This window comes from Streptomyces sp. NBC_01267 (assembly GCF_036241575.1).
Taxonomy (GTDB): domain Bacteria; phylum Actinomycetota; class Actinomycetes; order Streptomycetales; family Streptomycetaceae; genus Streptomyces.
In genome coordinates, this window is sequence record NZ_CP108455.1 from 3,371,552 (window position 1) to 3,387,562 (window position 16,011).

The 16,011-nt window shown below is 70.5% G+C and carries 16 protein-coding genes; 12 read left to right on the forward strand and 4 right to left on the reverse strand.

The genetic code is table 11. The annotated features are described in order from the left end of the window. The first annotated feature begins 22 nt into the window (after positions 1–22). The 3 genes from OG709_RS15405 to OG709_RS15415 all read left to right on the forward strand — a co-directional run bounded on the left by OG709_RS15405 (position 23) and on the right by OG709_RS15415 (position 1,434). Complete coding sequence (locus OG709_RS15405) at positions 23–742, forward strand: SDR family NAD(P)-dependent oxidoreductase (RefSeq protein ID WP_266642389.1); 720 nt, start codon at positions 23–25, stop codon at positions 740–742. A 90-nt stretch (positions 743–832) separates the two neighbouring features. Next, positions 833–1,186: a DUF6247 family protein gene (locus tag OG709_RS15410; protein ID WP_250301164.1), complete on the forward strand. Its 354-nt coding sequence runs from the start codon at positions 833–835 to the stop codon at positions 1,184–1,186. Further along, positions 1,183–1,434, forward strand: coding sequence for a hypothetical protein (locus OG709_RS15415; RefSeq protein WP_266642388.1), 252 nt, complete (start codon positions 1,183–1,185; stop codon positions 1,432–1,434). Before OG709_RS15410 ends, OG709_RS15415 begins: the two co-directional genes overlap by 4 nt. Positions 1,435–1,520: 86 nt before the next feature. On the opposite strand, the gene OG709_RS15420 is transcribed toward OG709_RS15415, so the two are convergent. Beyond that, positions 1,521–2,456, reverse strand: a complete 936-nt coding sequence (locus OG709_RS15420; RefSeq protein ID WP_266642386.1) for an EamA family transporter — start codon at positions 2,454–2,456, stop codon at positions 1,521–1,523. A gap of 364 nt (positions 2,457–2,820) precedes the next feature. Further along, on the reverse strand, positions 2,821–5,673 hold the full coding sequence (locus tag OG709_RS15425) for an FAD-binding and (Fe-S)-binding domain-containing protein (RefSeq protein WP_329166542.1): 2,853 nt from the start codon (positions 5,671–5,673) through the stop codon (positions 2,821–2,823). Between the two features lie 218 nt (positions 5,674–5,891). On the opposite strand from OG709_RS15425, the gene OG709_RS15430 reads away from it, so the two are divergent. From OG709_RS15430 to serC, 7 genes are all read left to right on the forward strand, one after another. After that, positions 5,892–7,469, forward strand: coding sequence for a sensor histidine kinase (locus OG709_RS15430; RefSeq protein WP_329166544.1), 1,578 nt, complete (start codon positions 5,892–5,894; stop codon positions 7,467–7,469). Next, positions 7,466–7,867: a roadblock/LC7 domain-containing protein gene (locus OG709_RS15435; RefSeq protein WP_250301159.1), complete on the forward strand. Its 402-nt coding sequence runs from the start codon at positions 7,466–7,468 to the stop codon at positions 7,865–7,867. Before OG709_RS15430 ends, OG709_RS15435 begins: the two co-directional genes overlap by 4 nt. After that, complete coding sequence (locus OG709_RS15440) at positions 7,864–8,238, forward strand: DUF742 domain-containing protein (protein WP_250301158.1); 375 nt, start codon at positions 7,864–7,866, stop codon at positions 8,236–8,238. The genes OG709_RS15435 and OG709_RS15440 overlap by 4 nt, the downstream gene beginning before the upstream one ends. Further along, positions 8,219–8,932, forward strand: a complete 714-nt coding sequence (locus tag OG709_RS15445; RefSeq protein ID WP_250301157.1) for a GTP-binding protein — start codon at positions 8,219–8,221, stop codon at positions 8,930–8,932. The genes OG709_RS15440 and OG709_RS15445 overlap by 20 nt, the downstream gene beginning before the upstream one ends. Next, complete coding sequence (locus OG709_RS15450) at positions 8,929–10,143, forward strand: cytochrome P450 (RefSeq protein ID WP_250301156.1); 1,215 nt, start codon at positions 8,929–8,931, stop codon at positions 10,141–10,143. The genes OG709_RS15445 and OG709_RS15450 overlap by 4 nt, the downstream gene beginning before the upstream one ends. 49 nt (positions 10,144–10,192) lie before the next feature. Continuing rightward, positions 10,193–11,434, forward strand: coding sequence for a cytochrome P450 family protein (locus OG709_RS15455; protein WP_266642379.1), 1,242 nt, complete (start codon positions 10,193–10,195; stop codon positions 11,432–11,434). Between the two features lie 131 nt (positions 11,435–11,565). Continuing rightward, positions 11,566–12,684 (forward strand): phosphoserine transaminase, encoded by a 1,119-nt coding sequence (serC, locus tag OG709_RS15460; protein ID WP_266642377.1) that lies wholly within the window; start codon positions 11,566–11,568, stop codon positions 12,682–12,684. 89 nt (positions 12,685–12,773) lie between these two features. Here the strand turns inward: serC and OG709_RS15465 are convergent, their stop codons facing one another. Then, positions 12,774–13,235 carry a hypothetical protein gene (locus tag OG709_RS15465; protein WP_329166548.1) on the reverse strand — a complete coding sequence of 154 codons (462 nt, stop codon included), beginning with the start codon at positions 13,233–13,235 and terminating at the stop codon, positions 12,774–12,776. A 43-nt stretch (positions 13,236–13,278) separates the two neighbouring features. Continuing rightward, on the reverse strand, positions 13,279–14,727 hold the full coding sequence (locus tag OG709_RS15470) for a hypothetical protein (RefSeq protein ID WP_329166551.1): 1,449 nt from the start codon (positions 14,725–14,727) through the stop codon (positions 13,279–13,281). 243 nt (positions 14,728–14,970) lie between these two features. Between OG709_RS15470 and OG709_RS15475 the strand changes: the two genes are divergently transcribed. Further along, positions 14,971–15,297, forward strand: coding sequence for a DUF6415 family natural product biosynthesis protein (locus tag OG709_RS15475; RefSeq protein ID WP_329166553.1), 327 nt, complete (start codon positions 14,971–14,973; stop codon positions 15,295–15,297). Continuing rightward, entirely contained in the window at positions 15,290–15,853 is a 564-nt protein-coding gene (locus tag OG709_RS15480) for a hypothetical protein (RefSeq protein WP_250301147.1), read from the forward strand. Before OG709_RS15475 ends, OG709_RS15480 begins: the two co-directional genes overlap by 8 nt. Positions 15,854–16,011: the final 158 nt, after the last annotated feature.

Consider the following 16,011-nt stretch of genomic DNA (forward strand, 5'->3'; position numbering starts at 1 on the left):
CGTAGTGCATCCAGGAGGAACCATGACCCGCATCGTGCTCGTCACCGGAGGCACCAGCGGCATCGGCCGCGCCCTCGCGGCGAGGTTCGCCGCCGACCGGGCCGAGGTCTTCGTCACCGGTCGCCATGCCGACACCGTCGAGCAGACCGCCGAAGAACTCGGTGTGCACGGCGTCGTCTGCGACGCCACCCACCCCGCACAGGTCGCGGCCCTGAGCGCGCGGCTCGGCGACACGGTCGACGTGGTCGTCAACGCGGCGGGTGGCCTGCCCGAGGACGCACCCACCGACGCCCCGCCGCTGGAATCGCTGCTCGCCCAGTGGCACGCCAACCTGGCCCAGAACCTCCTCGGCGCGGTCCTGACCACCGCCTCGGTCCAGGACAAGCTCACCCCTGGCAGCTCGATCCTCAGCATCGGCTCGATCGGAGCCGAACGGCGAGGCGGCTCCTACGGGGCGTCCAAGGCCGCCCTCGCCGCCTGGAACGCCTCGCTCTCCTCCGAGCTCGGCCCGCGCGGCATCACCAGCAACGTCATCTCGGCGGGCTACATCGTGGGCACCAACTTCTTCCGCGGGCAGATGACCGACGAACGCCACCAGGCGCTCGTCCAGGAAACCCACGACAAGCGGCCGGGCACGCTGGACGACATCACCGAGACCGCCTACTTCCTCGCCTCCCCCGGCGCCCGGCACATCACCGGCCAGACCATCCACGTCAACGGCGGCGCCTTCACGACGCGGTAGCCGGACCGCTCGCGAGAACGGCCGAAGCCCGGAACCCACACAAGGCACTCCGGTCACAGCTACGCTGGCTGGGCATCCGAGGAGGACACCGTGAGCGCACAGCCAGAACATTCCGGCGGAGAACTGATTCCCCGCCCGGACCGCACCCCCGACGCACTCCGGGAGGCACTGGCCGTCGTTGCGCCCGCGCGGATGCCGGAGATGGAGCGGGAGAAGGACAAGGCGCTCGCCGAGGCCGTGCGACAGAGCAGCATCGACCCGCTGCGCGGCTTTCTGTTGCGCTGGGCCGTCGTGATCGAGATCGAGCGGCACCCCGCGACCGCACAGCGTTTCCACCGGGCCGAGTACCTCGCCCAGGTCTCCGCCGACCCCGAGACCTCCCGCCGCCATGTCCGGGAGTCCGGTGACATCCTCCGCGCCGTGTACGGGGAGCTGGACTCTTGACCTGGGCTTGGGAGTACGACCCCAGCGAGGAGTACCTCGTCGGCGGTGTGGACCCCGCCGTCGTGGCCCGCATCGGGGAGCGGGCGGACGAACTGGTCCGTGCCGCCGAGGCCCTCTATCTCGACGGCACGACGTACCAGGGAGACAACCCCAAGGGTGCTACGGCGTACATCACGGGCGGCATGTTCGAGTACCTGGTGGTCGTGCGGCACAACCGGCTCTACGTCCGGCAGATCACGATCTTCTAGGACCCGTCCACCGGCGGCGCTGACCGGTATGCGGCGGTCGGCTCCGCGCCGCGTACCAGCCGGTGCGCCGGTGACGAAGGGCGCGTCTACTTGCCGGAGATCTGCGTCCGTACCGCGCCCATGCTCGCCACGATCACCAGCGCGATCGCCAGCGCGTCGACGGCGGACAGCTCCTGGTGCAGGACGAAGAAGCCCGCGGTGGCCGCGATCGCGGGTTCCAGGCTCATCAGTACGGCGAAGGTCGACGCGGGCAGCCGTCGCAGTGCGAGCAGTTCCAGCGTGTACGGGAGTACGGACGACAGCAGCGCGACCGCCGCCCCCAGCCCCAGCGTGCTCGGCACCAGCAGTTTCGAGCCCGCGTCGATGATGCCCAGCGGCAGGATCAGCAGCGCGCCGACCGTCATCGCCAGGGCCAGACCGTCCGCGCGCGGGAAGCGGGCGCCGGTGCGGGCGCTGAAGATGATGTACGCGGCCCACATCCCGCCCGCGCCGAGCGCGAAGGCCGCTCCCACCGGGTCCAGCCCGCCGAAGCCGCCGCCGCTGAGCAGCGCCACCCCGCAGAGCGCCAGCCCGGCCCAGAGGAAGTTCACCAGCCGGCGCGAGGCCACGACCGACAGGGCGAGCGGGCCCAGGACCTCCAGGGTCACCGCCGTGCCGAGCGGGATACGGTCCGCCGCCTGGTAGAAGAGGCCGTTCATGCCGGCCATCGCGATGCCGAAGACGAGGACCGTGCCCCAGTCGGAGCGCGAGAGCCCGCGCACCTTGGGGCGGCAGGCGATGAGCAGCACGATCGCGGAGACGGTCAGCCGCAGGGAGACGACGCCGACCGCTCCGGCCCGCGGCATCAGCCAGACGGCGATGGCCGCCCCGAACTGCACCGATATTCCCCCGGCCAGCACCAGACCCAGCGGCCCGAACCTCCCGCGCAGCCCTTCGGCGGCAGGCTGCTCGGCGACCGTGTCAGCTGAGGTGGTCAGAGCGGTATCGAGCGCCTTGGCGTCGGCGGGGGCTATCGGATCCATGCTGTCTACAGTAAGGGGCGTTTGCCGGATCCCTCACTTACCGACCACTGGCCGGGACAGGGGGCGGGCTCCCGGCCCAGCAGACCCGTCGAACCGTCCGTGCCGGGGCGTCGACGCACGCACGCCCCCACATCACATGAGTGCGCACTACTGCGCACTACACCGCACTAAGGGCTGTCCCGTAATTCCTGGTGGATCAGCGCACGGCGTCAGATGCGGTGCATCGCAAGGCGGAGGGGCGCCCGAATACTGGATGTATTCGGGCGTTCCGACAACGCCGCGAGGTGCCGTAGCTGTCGTCGTGCGCCCGCCAGGAATTACGGGACAGCCCTTAGGTAATCTCGGCCGCGCCTGACGCACGACATCAGCGGAGGGGACCACCGGGCAGCCCCTCCGCCAGTACCTCCGCCAGGTGCCGTGCCGTCCGTCCCTCCAGCTGGGCCAGCTGGGTACGGCACGAGAAGCCGTCCGCCAGGAGTTCCGTCCCCTCCGCTGCCGCCCGTACCGACGGCAGCAGCTGTTCCTCCGCGCAGGCCACCGACACCTCGTAGTGCCCCATCCCCGGACCCGAGCCCGAATCCGCCCCGTCCCCTCGCCGCCGGTCCCGCCCCCGCTCGAACCCGAAGTTCCCCGCCAGCCCGCAGCACCCCCCGCTCAGCTCGCCCGTCAGGCCCGCCTTCGCGCGCAGGCGCCGTTCCGCCGCGTCGCCGAGGACCGCGTGCTGGTGGCAGTGGGTCTGGCCCGCCACCGGGCGGTCGAGACGCGGTGGCTGCCAGTGTGGTGCGTACTCCTCCAGCGCCTGCGCGAAGGTCCGTACCGCGTCCGCCAGCCGCGCCGCGCGCGGGTCGTCGGCCAGCAGTTCCGGGAGGTCGGTCCGGAGCGCGGCGGCGCAGCTCGGTTCCAGTACGACGACCGGCAGGCCCGCGTCGAGCAGCGGCTCCACCCGGTCGAGGGTGCGGCGCAGGACCGTACGGGCGCGGTCGAGCTGGCCCGTCGAGACGTAGGTCAGGCCGCAGCACACGCCCTCCGGCGGCAGCGCGATGCCGAGCCCGGCCGATTCCAGGACCCGGACCGCCGCCCGGCCCACCGAGGGCGAGAGGTGGTCGGTGAACGTGTCGGGCCACAGGACGACCTGCGCGGGCGGCTGTGCCCGGGTGCCGAACCAGCGGCGGAAGGTCTGCGGGGCGAGCTCCGGAATGTCCCGTTCGGGGGCGATCCCGCCGAGCCGTTTGGCGAGCGCCGCCAGCGGCCGGACCCGCGCCAGGGCGTTGAGGGCGCGGGCGTACGGGGCGGCGGCGCGCAGCCAGCGTGGCAGCCGGCCCATCGAGTAGTGGGCGGCGGGGCGGATCCGGCCCGCGTAGTGGTGGTGCAGGAATTCCGCCTTGTACGTGGCCATGTCGACGCCGACCGGGCAGTCGCTGCGGCAGCCCTTGCAGGAGAGGCAGAGGTCGAGGGCGTCGCGCACCTCCGTCGAGCGCCAGCCGTCGGTGACGATCTCGCCCGCGAGCATTTCGTGCAGCAGCCGGGCGCGCCCGCGCGTGGAGTGCTGTTCGTCGCCGGTCGCGCGGAACGACGGGCACATGACATCGGCGCCGGACGTCCCCTCCGTACGGCACTTGGCGACGCCCACGCAGCGGCGTACGGCGGCGGAGAAGTCGCCGTTGTCGTGCGGGTAGCCGAACTCCACGTCCACCGGTTCGCGCGGCAGCACCGCGAAGCGGAGGTTCTCGTCGAGGCGGTGCGGGCGGGCGAGCATGCCCGGGTTCAGCAGGCCGTCCGGGTCCCAGATGTCCTTGAACCGGCCGAAGAGGGCGACCAGTTCGTCGCCGTACATCTTCGGGAGCAGTTCGGCGCGGGCCTGTCCGTCGCCGTGTTCGCCGGAGAGGGAGCCGCCGTGGGCGACGACCAGGTCCGCCAGTTCCCCGGAGAAGGTACGGAAGCGGGCGACGCCGCCCGCGGTCAACAGGTCGAAGTCGATGCGGACATGGATGCAGCCGTCACCGAAGTGCCCGTACGGGGTGCCGTGCAGGCCGTGGGCGCCGAGCAGGGCGCGGAAGTCGCGCAGGTACGCGCCGAGCCGGGCGGGCGGTACGGCGCAGTCCTCCCAGCCGGGCCAGGCCTCGCTGCCGTCCCGCATCCGGGTCGCGGTGCCGCTGGCGTCCTCGCGGATGCGCCACAGGGCGCGCTGCCCGGCCGGGTCGTCGACGACCAGCCCGTCCAGGGCGCCCGCCGCCCGTACCAGTTCGGCCGCCCGCGCGCGGGCCTCGGCCGGGCTGTCGCCGCCGGTCTCCACGAAGAGCCAGGCGCCGCCGCGCGGCAGTCCGGCGGGCTCGCGCACCAGGTCGGCGGCCATGCCCTCGACGGTCAGCGGGCGGTACGGGAGGAGTCCGGCAGCCGCGTCGGCGGCGTCGCCCTCGTCGGCGTAGCCGAGTACGGCGAGCGCGCGGGCGCGGGGCGCCTCGACCAGCCGTACGGTCGCCTCGGTCAGCACGCCGAGGGTGCCCTCGCTGCCGCAGAAGGCGCGGGCCAGATCGGTGCCGTTCTCGGGGAGCAGGGCGTCGACGGCGTATCCGGAGATACGGCGCGGCAGCCCGGTGGGGTAGCCGGTGCGCAGCAGCGCGAGGTGGCCGTCGACCAGTTCGCGCAGCCCGGCCGGTGCTCCGGCCCAGCCCCGGGCGAGGTGGTGGGTGTCGCCCCAGAACCCGGTGGTGGTCAGCCGGTGGACGTTGTCGGCGGTGGTGCCCCAGGCCACGGAGTGCGCGCCGCAGGAGTTGTTGCCGATCATCCCGCCGAGCGTGCAGCGGCTGTGCGTGGACGGGTCGGGGCCGAAGGTCAGACCGTGCGCGCCCGCCGCCGCCCGGAGGTCGTCGAGGACCACGCCCGGCTGCACGACCGCGGTCCTGGCCTCCGGGTCCACCGAGAGGATCGACCGCATGTGCCGGGTGAAGTCGAGTACGACACCGGTGCCGGTGGCCTGTCCGGCGATCGAGGTGCCGCCGCCGCGCGGGACGACGGGTACGCCGTGCAGCCGGCAGACGGTGAGCACCGCGGCCACGTCCTCGGCGTCCCGGGGCGCGACGACGCCCAGCGGGACCCGGCGGTAGTTGGAGGCGTCCATGGTCGTCAGGGCCCGTGCGGCGGTCCCGAATTCGACGTCACCGCGTGCCGCGCGACGCAACGCGTGCGCCAGCTCGCCTCTGTCCGGCTGCCCGCTCATGGTCTCTCCGCACCCCTGCGCAAAATGCGTACCCGAGTCAACAAATTCCACACCAGGAACTTCCCAAACCAATCACCAACCCTCCTATAGTTGACAAGCGTTGCCCGGCAACCTATGCATCCCGTTCATCCCATTCCGTCACGCCCGCACCACTTGCCACTACTTGCCGCTTTCACCTTCCCCCCTTCTGCCCCATCCGTCCATGAGGACTCCGCCAGATGACAGAGCGCCCCCCGCTCCGCCCGACCGCGCTGGCTCTGCTGATCTCCGTGATCATTTCGGGCCTGCTGTGCGTCTGGGCGGTGTCCGCCGCCCCGGACCAGATACGTACCCCTCTCGGCTGGTGCTCGGCGGTGGCCGCCCTGCTGTTCAGCACCGCCGTCACCACCGCCGTGCACGCCGTACGGCTCGCCACCCTCACCTCGCGCAGGCTCGGTGCGCGCATCGGCCAACTGACCGAGGAGTCCGCCCAGTCCGGACTGCGCGCCGCCCAGCTCGCCACCGACTTCGAGCAGCGGACCGCGCAGCTCACCGCCGAGCACCGGGCGAAGGTCGCCGAACTCACGGCCCAGCGCGAGGCCACTGCCGCCGGGCTCACCGCGCAGTTCGACGCGAAGACCGTCGAGCTGGCCGCCCGCACCGCCCGCGCCGAATCGGTCCGCGCCGCCGCCATGTCGGCAGCCGCCAACGCCGCGGGCCGCATGCAGGCCCTCGCCACCGGCATGCTCGCCGACCTGCGCGAGATGGAGCACCGGCACACCGACGAGGACGTACTGGGCGACCTGCTGCACCTCGACCACCGCACCGCCCAGGCGGGACGGCTCGCCGACTCCATCGCCGTACTGACCGGGGCCCGTTCCGGGCGCCGCTGGGCCAAGCCCATCGTCATGGAGTCGATCCTGCGCGGCGCGATGGGCCGGATCGCCGGGTACCAGCGCGTACGGCTGCACTCGACCAGTGAGGTCTCCATCGCCGGCCACGCGGCCGAGGGCGTCATGCACGCGCTCGCCGAACTCCTCGACAACGCGGCGAACTTCTCGCCGCCCACGGCCGAAGTGCACGTGTACGTCGAGGAGGTACCGGCCGGGGTGATCCTCACCATCGAGGACAGCGGCCTGGTCATGAGCGACGTCCAGCTGCGCCGCGCCGAGCGGGCCGTGACCGCGGAGACCACCCAGCAGACCGACCTCGCCGGGCTCTCCGGCACCCGCCTCGGCCTCGCCGTGGTGGGGCGGCTGGCCCGCAAGCACGGGCTGACCGTGTCCTTCCGCCCGTCCGCGCGCGGCGGCACCGGCGTCCTGGTGCTGCTCCCGCAGGAACTGATCTCCCGCCAGTCCCGGGGTACGGCACCGGGCGCGGCGGCACCAGCTCCCGCGCCTGCCGCCACGGCAGCTCCGGAGACCCGGTCCCGTACGGAGGCGGAGCCCCTGCCGGTACGGGGCACGGACACGGCCGCCGGAACCACGGCGTCCGCCACCTCTGCAGAAGCCGCAGAAGCCGCGGACGCCGCAGACACCGCAGAAGCCTCAGACGCCGTAGACGTCACCGAGGTCACCAAGCCCGCCGGAACCCCGGAGCCCGAACCCGATCACGCCACCGCCGAGTTGGGCGAGAGCGGTCTCCCCAAGCGGCAGCGCGGCCGGACCATGGCCGCGGCGCACCCGGCAGGAACCCAGATCCCCGGCTCCACCCAGCCGCGTACCACCACCACACCCACGACATCCGCCGCCAGGTTCAGCACCTTCCGCCAGGCCGTACGTGGCGAATCCCCGAACCCGGAAGGCAGCACCTCATGAGCACGACCACCACCGACGAGCGGCTCAACTGGCTGCTGGAGAGCCTCCTTGAGCGCACTCCCGGCACCCGGCACGCCCTGGTCCTCTCCCGTGACGGCCTCAAGCTCTGCCGTACGCCCGGTCTCTCCGTCGACCAGGCCGACCAGCTCGCCGCCATCTCGGCCGGTATCCAGAGCCTGTCGCACGGCGCCTCCATGGAGTTCGGCGACGGCAGCGGCGGCGTACGCACCGCGATGGCCGAGTTCTACGGCGGCGTGCTGTTCATCGTGGAGGCGGGCGACGGCGCGCATCTCTCGGTGATCGCCGACGAGTCGGCCGACGTCGGCCTCATCGGGCACAACATGAGCGAGCTGGTCGAGCAGCTGGGCGAACACCTCAGCGCGGAGCCCCGCGCATGAACCCCCCGTTGAGCAGGGCCAGGCCGGGACGCGACGACGACCCGGACCGCCTCTACACCGTCACCGGCGGGCGCACCAGGTCGGACGCCACCGTGTTCGACCTGGTGACCCTGGTGGTCAGCGAGTGCGACCCGACGCCGGGCATGCAGTCCGAGCACGTCTCGATCCTGCGGATGTGCGGCCGTCCCACGGCCGTCGTCGAGATCGCGGCGGAGCTGAAGCTGCCCGTGTCCATCACCCGGATCCTGCTCTGCGACCTGCTCGACACCGGCCGGATCAGCGCCCGCCATCCGCGCACGGCACGCGGCGCCGACAGCCTTCCCGACCCTCACATCCTGGAGCAGGTGCTCGTTGGACTCCGCAACCTCTAACCCGAACGCCCTGGCCGGCACCGCCGACAACGGTCTCAAGATCGTCATCGTCGGCGGGTTCGGCGCAGGGAAGACCACCATGGTCAGGTCCGTCAGCGAGATCCGTCCGCTGAACACCGAGGAGACGATGACGCAGGCGGGGGCGGCCGTCGACGATCTCAGCGGTGTGCAGGCCAAGACCTCCACCACCGTCGCCTTCGACTTCGGCCGCATCACCATCGACGAGCGCACGATCCTGTACCTCTTCGGCGCACCGGGCCAGGAGCGCTTCTGGTTCCTCTGGGACCGGCTGTTCTCCGGCACGCTCGGCGCGGTCGTCCTCGTCGACACCCGCAGGCTCGCCGACTCCTGGTACGCGATCGACCGCCTGGAGCACCACGGCACCCCGTTCATCGTCGCCTGCAACGACTTCGGCGGCCCGGTGCACTCCCTGGAGCAGCTCAGGGAGGCGCTGGACCTCTCCCCGGAGATCCCGCTGATCGACTGCGACGCGCGGGACCGTACGTCGAGCAAGTACGTACTGATCACGCTCCTCCAGCACCTCCACGCCCTGTCCACCGCGTCCGCCGCTTCCGCCACGTCCGACACAGCCACCACGTCCGACGCGTCCGCCTCCTCTGCCGCGTCCTCCGCATCTGCCACGTCATCCTCCGCATCTGCCGCGTCCTCCGCCCGGGAGCCGAGCACCACATGACCACCGAAACCCCGCCCACCCCGCTGAGCGGCCCGCGTTTCCAGACGGATCCCACCCAGCTCTACCGGGAGATGCGCCGCGACCACGGCCCGGTCGCGCCGGTGATCCTCGACGGCGACGTACCGGCCTGGCTGGTGCTCGACTACCGCGAGCTGCACCAGGTCACCGCCGACCCGGTGCTCTTCAGCCGGGACTCCGACCTGTGGAGCCAGTGGGACCGCATCCCCGACGACTGGCCGCTGCTGCCGATGATCGGCCGTAAGCAGCCGTCGATCCTCTACACCGTGGGCGAGCGGCACCGCGAGCGCGCCGCGATGATCGGCGACGCGCTGGAGTCGGTCGACCCGTTCGAACTGCGCCGGATCTCCGAGCAGTTCGCCGACGAACTGGTCAACTCCTTCTGCGGCGCCGGAGAGACGGAGATCATCGGCCGGTACGCGATGATGCTGCCGGTCCGGGTGCTCGCCCGGATCTACGGCTTCACGGACGACGAGGGCCCGGCCCTGGTCAAGGCGTTGAACGACATGATCGACGGCCGGGAGCACGCCCTCGCCGGGCAGCAGCACCTCGCGCAGTCGATGGTGAACCTGCTCATCTCGCGGCAGGAGCAGCCCGCCGAGGACGTCGCCTCGCACATGCTGGGCAACAACGCGGGCTTCACCGCCGAGGAGATCGCCCAGGACCTGATGGTCATGATGGCCGCGGGCCACCAGCCCACCGCCGACTGGATCGGCAACTCGCTGCGGCTGATGCTGACCGACGACCGGTTCGCCGCGTCGCTGTCCGGCGGCCGGCACAGCGTCGCCGAGGCCATGAACGAGGTCCTCTGGGAGGACACCCCCACCCAGAACGTCGCGGGCCGCTGGGCCTCCCGCGACACCACGCTCGGCGGCCGGCACATCCAGTCCGGCGACATGCTGCTGCTCGGCATCGCCGCCGCCAACGCCGATCCGCAGGTACGCACCGACGGTTCGGCCCTCACCGGGGGCAACAACGCCTTCTTCTCCTTCGGCCACGGCGAGCACCGCTGCCCGTTCCCGGCCCAGGAGATCGCGGAGGTCATCGCGCGTACGGGCATCGAGGTCATCCTCGACCGCCTCCCCGACGTCGACCTCGCGGCACCCGAGGAGAGCCTCACGCGGCGCCCCTCGCCGTGGCTGCGCGGTCTGTCCACCCTGCCCGTCACCTTCACCCCGGTACCGGCGCTGTGACGCGAAGACCGTCCCGGCCCGGCCCCAACGAAAGACCCAGGAGCCACAGATGACCTGCCCGGTCGACCACGGAACACCCACCGAGAGCATCGCCCTGGACCCGTTCGTCCAGGACCTGGACGGGGAGAGCGCCGCCCTGCGCGCGGCGGGCCCGCTCGCCAGGGTCGTGCTGCCCGGCGGGGTGGCCTGTTACGCGGTGACGCGTCACGCGGAGGCCAGGCAACTCCTCACCGATGCCCGGCTGGTGAAGGACATCAACGTGTGGGGTGCCTGGCAGCGCGGCGAGATCCCGCTGGACTGGCCGCTGATCGGGCTGGCCAACCCGGGCCGTTCGATGCTGACGGTCGACGGCAGCGAGCACCGCAGGCTCCGTACGCTGGTCGCGCAGGCGCTGACCGTACGCCGGGTGGAGCGGCTGCGCGCGGGCATCGAGAAGCTCACCACCGGCATGCTGGACCGGCTGGCCGAGATCCCCGCCGGCGAGACCGTCGACCTGAAGGCGGAGTTCGCGTACCCGCTGCCGATGAACGTGGTCAGCGAGCTGATGGGCGTGGACGCGGCGGACCACCCGCGGCTGAAGACCCTCTTCGAGAAGTTCTTCTCGACGCAGACGCCGCCGGAGGAGGTCCCGCAGATGATGGCGGACCTCGGCACGCTCTTCGCGAAGATCGTCGAGTCGAAGCGGGAGAACCCGGGCGACGACCTGACCAGTGCGCTGATCGCGGCCTCGGAGGACGGTGACCAGCTCACCACGGAGGAGATCACCAACACCCTCCAGCTGATGATCGCGGCCGGCCACGAGACGACGATCAGCCTGATCGTGAACGCGGTGGTCGCCCTGCAGGCCCACCCCGAGCAGCGCAAGCTGGTGCTCGGCGGCGAGGTGCCGTGGGAGAACGTCATCGAGGAGACGCTGCGCTGGTCCACCCCGACCTCGCACGTCCTGATCCGTTTCGCCGCCGAGGACATCGAGGTCGGCGACGCGGTCCTGCCCAAGGGCGAGGGCCTGATCGTCTCGTTCGGCGCGATCGGCCGCGACGAAGAGGCGCACGGACCGACGGCCGGTGACTTCGACGTCACCCGCACCCCCAACCGGCACATCTCCTTCGGCCACGGCCCGCACGTCTGCCCCGGCGCCGCGCTGTCCCGCCTGGAGGCCGGTGTCGCGCTGCCCGCCCTGTTCGACCGCTTCCCCGAACTGCGGCTGGCGGTTCCCGCGACGGAACTGCGCAACAAGCCGGTCGTCACCCAGAACGACCTGTACGAACTTCCGGTGAAGCTCGGCGGCTGAGCGGCTGCCGGGCAGGTCCCCCCGGGGGCCTCTGCCCGTACACCCGTACACCCGTTCGCCCAGCAGGTCCGTCCGTCTCACCGGGCGGACCTGCTGTCCGTTACCGCCCGGAACCGGCTACGCTCCGGCTCGTGGCTGAGATCCGGATTCCCGCTGACATCAAGCCCGCCGACGGCCGTTTCGGCGCGGGCCCCTCCAAGGTGCGCACGGAGGCGCTGGACGCCCTCGCCGCGACCGGCACTTCCCTCATGGGTACGTCCCACCGCCAGGCCCCGGTGAAGAACCTGGTCGGCGCGGTACGGCAAGGCGTACGCGACCTCTTCCAGCTCCCCGAGGGCTACGAGGTGATCCTGGGCAACGGCGGCTCCACCGCCTTCTGGGACGTCGCGACGCACGGACTCATCGAGTCCAAGTCGCAGCACCTCAACTTCGGTGAGTTCTCGTCCAAGTTCGCGAAGGCGTCGAAGCTCGCCCCGTGGCTGGCCGACCCGACCGTGATCGCCTCCGACCCGGGCACCCACCCGGACCCGAAGGCCGAGGCGGGCGTGGACGTCTACGCGCTCACGCACAACGAGACGTCGACGGGCGTCGCGGCCCCCGTCAAGCGGGTCGCGGGCGCCGACGAAGGCGCTCTCGTCCTGGTGGACGCCACCTCGGGCGCGGGCGGCCTGCCGGTCGACATCACCGAGACGGACGTCTACTACTTCGCCCCGCAGAAGTCCTTCGCCTCCGACGGCGGCCTGTGGATCGGCGTGTTCTCCCCGGCGGCCCTGGAGCGCGCGGCGCGCGTCCACGCCTCGGGACGGCACATCCCGGAGTTCTTCAGCCTGCCGACGGCGATCGACAACTCCCTCAAGAACCAGACGTACAACACCCCGGCCCTCGCCACGCTGTTCCTGCTGAACGAGCAGCTGACCTGGATGAACACCCAGGGCGGCCTGGACTTCACCACCGGCCGCACGGCCGCCTCGTCCGGCCACCTGTACGGCTGGGCCGAGGACTCGAAGTACGCGACCCCCTTCGTGACGGACCCGGCGAAGCGCTCGCAGGTCATCGGCACGATCGACTTCGCGGACGAGATCGACGCCACGGCGGTCGCCAAGGCGCTGCGCGCCAACGGCATCGTGGACACCGAGCCGTACCGCAAGCTGGGCCGCAACCAGCTCCGGGTAGCGATGTTCCCGGCGATCGACCCGACGGACGTCCAGGCGCTGACGGCCTGCGTCGACTACGTGATCGGGCAGCTCTGAGGCCTCGGGGCCTCTCGCCGACACCCTGTCCTCCCAAGTAGCCCCCTACCTCGCGCGGTAGGGGGCTACTTCGCGTGCGGTGGGGAACCTCAGCCTCGCCGTGCGGCACCCGTGGGCCAGACCACATCGACGGCGAGTCCGGCCTTGCGCGCTTCGAGCACCGTGTCGGCGGTGCCTCCGCCCTTGCCCGACGGGGGCATTCCGTCCCACACGGCGACGAGCCGATCGGCGCGCTCCAGAAGGACGGAGTTCGCAGCCTCGTACGCCTTCCGGTCCGCAGTGTCGTAGGGCAGCACAACGACTTCGGCGGCAGCCTCGACCAGACGATCGAATACCTGGGCGTGCTCGCCGTGCACCTTGGTCGCCCGGTAGTTCCTCGACGGAATCACCGCCACGAGCCGACCGCCGACCTCGATCACCATCTCGGCGAACAAGCTGTCGGCTCCGGCAGCGATGCACGACACCCCGACCAGCCGGTCAGCCGCATGCGACTCCAGCACCTCACGAAGCGCGTTACGCACGAGCGGGACACTTTCGGCTGTGATGTCCATATGCCCAGTGACGGCAAGGGTGGTTGTCACGTGCACTCTCCGATCAGCTCGCCAGCAGATCGCGGATACTATCGCGCGCCCCTCGCACCGACGGCGACGAACTACGGCCCACGGTATAGGGATAGAGCGAGCCGAGTTTTCTACGCACCCGACCGGAACGGGTGAGCGAGGCTGCCTCGACAGCGCGGTACGTGTAGTCAGCCGCATCTGACACATCCCCTGCGAGAAACGAGCACTCAGCAAGCCCGATCCAGTCGAGCGCGTGTGACCGGCTGGCCTCGACACCACGTGCAGCGAGCGCCTGCCTGATCTCTGCGGCAGCTGTCTCCGCATGTGCCCGGGGGTCCGTGCGTGCCATGTCGAGCAGCCTTCCGCCCGTCACACCCGCGAGCTCTGCACGATCGAAGTAGTGGATCCAGTAGGGCTCTTCACCGTCGTCAGCGTCAGCGAGTGCATCGACAGCCTGTCCCGTTGCCCGATGGAATGCTCCAGGGCGCCCCTGCGCCGCGTAGCACCATGCCTCGCGGGTATGGAGCATGGCACGTACCCGCGGACCAAGCTCATGTCGTGCCCCGTCCTGCGCAAGTCGCACAAGATCGAGGGCATCCTGCGGCCGATCGCGATACAACATCTGCCGTGCCATGCCGGCAAGCACATTCGCCCCGAATACGGTGTCGCCGCCAGCGTGCGCAGACCGCAAGGCAAGCACGTAGTACTGCTGTGCCTGCCGCTGCTGCCCCAAGTCCCAAGCCATCGTCGCGGCAGTTCCCGAAAGCTGCGCCATCACCCGATAGAGGCGGCGTTCGACATCCGGCCGCTGCTGCTCTTCGAGATTCGACGCAACTTCATTCAGCTGTCCAACCACTGCTTTGCTTCGCAATCCTCCGCCGTACTGGTGGTCCCATGACCGGAAATGACGCGTGGTGCGTTCCAGTTGCTCTATGTCATTCTCGCCAAGTCGACCTCGGCGCAATCGTGGTACGACAGCTGCAGCTGGCTGCATCCAGCCTTCGAGCGAGTTGAGCAGCCCGGATCCGGTCACGGCTGCCCCTGCAAGTGCGCGAGTTGCCGCGCGCCGATCCATCACGAGATCACTCCTGGTCACGTCTGCCGCAAGCTCAACCGTGCGGTCGGGGTTCCACGGGGTCTCTCCTGTCGGCGTACGTCTCTCCGGCTCTACGGCCTGCTGTTGCTCGTCGGGTTTCGCCTCCCACGGCCGACGAGCGAGACCGAGCATGGGGCCGGGGATACAAAGCCCGTCGGAGATACGACAAATCACCGTGAATGCAGTGACCTGTTGCTGCCCGCTAATGATGTTCGAGACCTTGCCGGGCGTGAGCTGACACGCCGACGCGATCTTGTTCTGCGACAGTCCGCCCCACTTTTTGAACAGGGCGAACGCCGTGGCGAAGTCGTGCTCTGCGAGAGCTCGCCCGACTTCCTCACGTTCAAGGACTTCCAGAGCAAGCGGGCCAGGCGAGATGACGTCCATAGGTCGGCTCCGAGGCGATCTTATGGGGGATGGATAGCGTATCGATAGAGAAACGAGTGCATTGCCGAGTCGGTAACACCCGCTGGTCATAGGCATATTGATCCCCCAGACCGAATCTGGATACCCGAAGGGAAGACGCCGACGACCGGAGGCACCGTGCAAACGACTACCGACACGCAACAAACCATCGAGGGGCCAGTCGCCACCGGCTCACAGTGGTCAGAGGCAGAGGATCCCAGGCCCGTGGATCTCGAAACGATGCGGGCCGTAGCGGATCGGCTTCTCGCCCTGGAAGAGGCGCCCTCGACGGATGATCTCCTCACCCTGGTCATGATGCTGCGCGGATTCCTCGCCCTGCTCATCCCCGAGGTCCGCGCACTGGCCGCCGGACGTCCCGTGGACGACGTATGGCGGGCCGCCGCGCAGGCCGGAATCGGTGAGGCCCGTCGCCGCCTGAACCACACCACCGGGCATCGCGCACCCGTGCTGCTCGCGGAGGCCCAGCGCCTGTCCCGGTCGGTGCTGGCCCTGTGCACGTACCTGGAGAACCTGGAGGCGTGCGGTGAGTGACTGCGTCGCACCGTGGAAGCCTCCACAGGGGACCGTGGGCGAGCTGGTGGCCGCCGGACGCTCCTGGGACGCCGTCCGCGCCCCGTGCAGCATCGGAGCCACCGTCGTCGACCAACTCGGCGAGAACTGCGGCGCGGTGATCCAGGACGGCTACGCACAGAAGCTGTACTGGCTCATCAAGCCCCGCACGGCCGATACATGGCAGCACCAGGCAGGGTCGTCCGTGACGGTCCTGGGTACCGCCTCGTACGTGTTCGTACCTTCGGTGGAACGTACCGAGGGGCCGGGCCTGTGGTGGAAGGTCCCGCTTGAGCCGCTGCGCTACCTCACCGACGCGGACCTGCTGAAGGCCGTACTTGAGGAGGAGTTGGACGCGGTGCTCGGCCCGCGAACCCTGCTGGCATGCGAACCGTGCATGCACGCCCGGCTCTTCGAGACGAGCCATGACGGGTGCACAGGCGTCAGCAGTACGGAGTTGCAGGGCAGACGGATGCGCCCGAGTGCGCCCCGGCCCTGCCCCTGCGATCACCAGCTCATCCGGAGTAGCGATGCGTGAGCCGAAGAACCGCCTCGCCGCCCTGACAGTGCTCTCCTGCCTCCTGGCTGTCCCGCTCCTCACGTGCCGCGTACACGACCTGGCCGTATAACCCAGCACCACACCCCATGGCGACCGAATCGGGTTCAAGGGTCGCACCCGACAACACCCGCCCCGGC

What these genes read in the sequence shown, in the direction of transcription:
- OG709_RS15405 (WP_266642389.1), top strand. Translation starts at nt 23, where the DNA reads ATGACCCGCATCGTGCTCGTCACCGGAGGCACCAGCGGCATCGGCCGC.
- OG709_RS15420 (WP_266642386.1), bottom strand. Translation starts at nt 2,456, where the DNA reads ATGGATCCGATAGCCCCCGCCGACGCCAAGGCGCTCGATACCGCTCTG.
- OG709_RS15425 (WP_329166542.1), bottom strand. Translation starts at nt 5,673, where the DNA reads ATGAGCGGGCAGCCGGACAGAGGCGAGCTGGCGCACGCGTTGCGTCGC.
- OG709_RS15430 (WP_329166544.1), top strand. Translation starts at nt 5,892, where the DNA reads ATGACAGAGCGCCCCCCGCTCCGCCCGACCGCGCTGGCTCTGCTGATC.
- OG709_RS15435 (WP_250301159.1), top strand. Translation starts at nt 7,466, where the DNA reads ATGAGCACGACCACCACCGACGAGCGGCTCAACTGGCTGCTGGAGAGC.
- OG709_RS15440 (WP_250301158.1), top strand. Translation starts at nt 7,864, where the DNA reads ATGAACCCCCCGTTGAGCAGGGCCAGGCCGGGACGCGACGACGACCCG.
- OG709_RS15450 (WP_250301156.1), top strand. Translation starts at nt 8,929, where the DNA reads ATGACCACCGAAACCCCGCCCACCCCGCTGAGCGGCCCGCGTTTCCAG.
- OG709_RS15455 (WP_266642379.1), top strand. Translation starts at nt 10,193, where the DNA reads ATGACCTGCCCGGTCGACCACGGAACACCCACCGAGAGCATCGCCCTG.
- OG709_RS15465 (WP_329166548.1), bottom strand. Translation starts at nt 13,235, where the DNA reads ATGGACATCACAGCCGAAAGTGTCCCGCTCGTGCGTAACGCGCTTCGT.
- OG709_RS15470 (WP_329166551.1), bottom strand. Translation starts at nt 14,727, where the DNA reads ATGGACGTCATCTCGCCTGGCCCGCTTGCTCTGGAAGTCCTTGAACGT.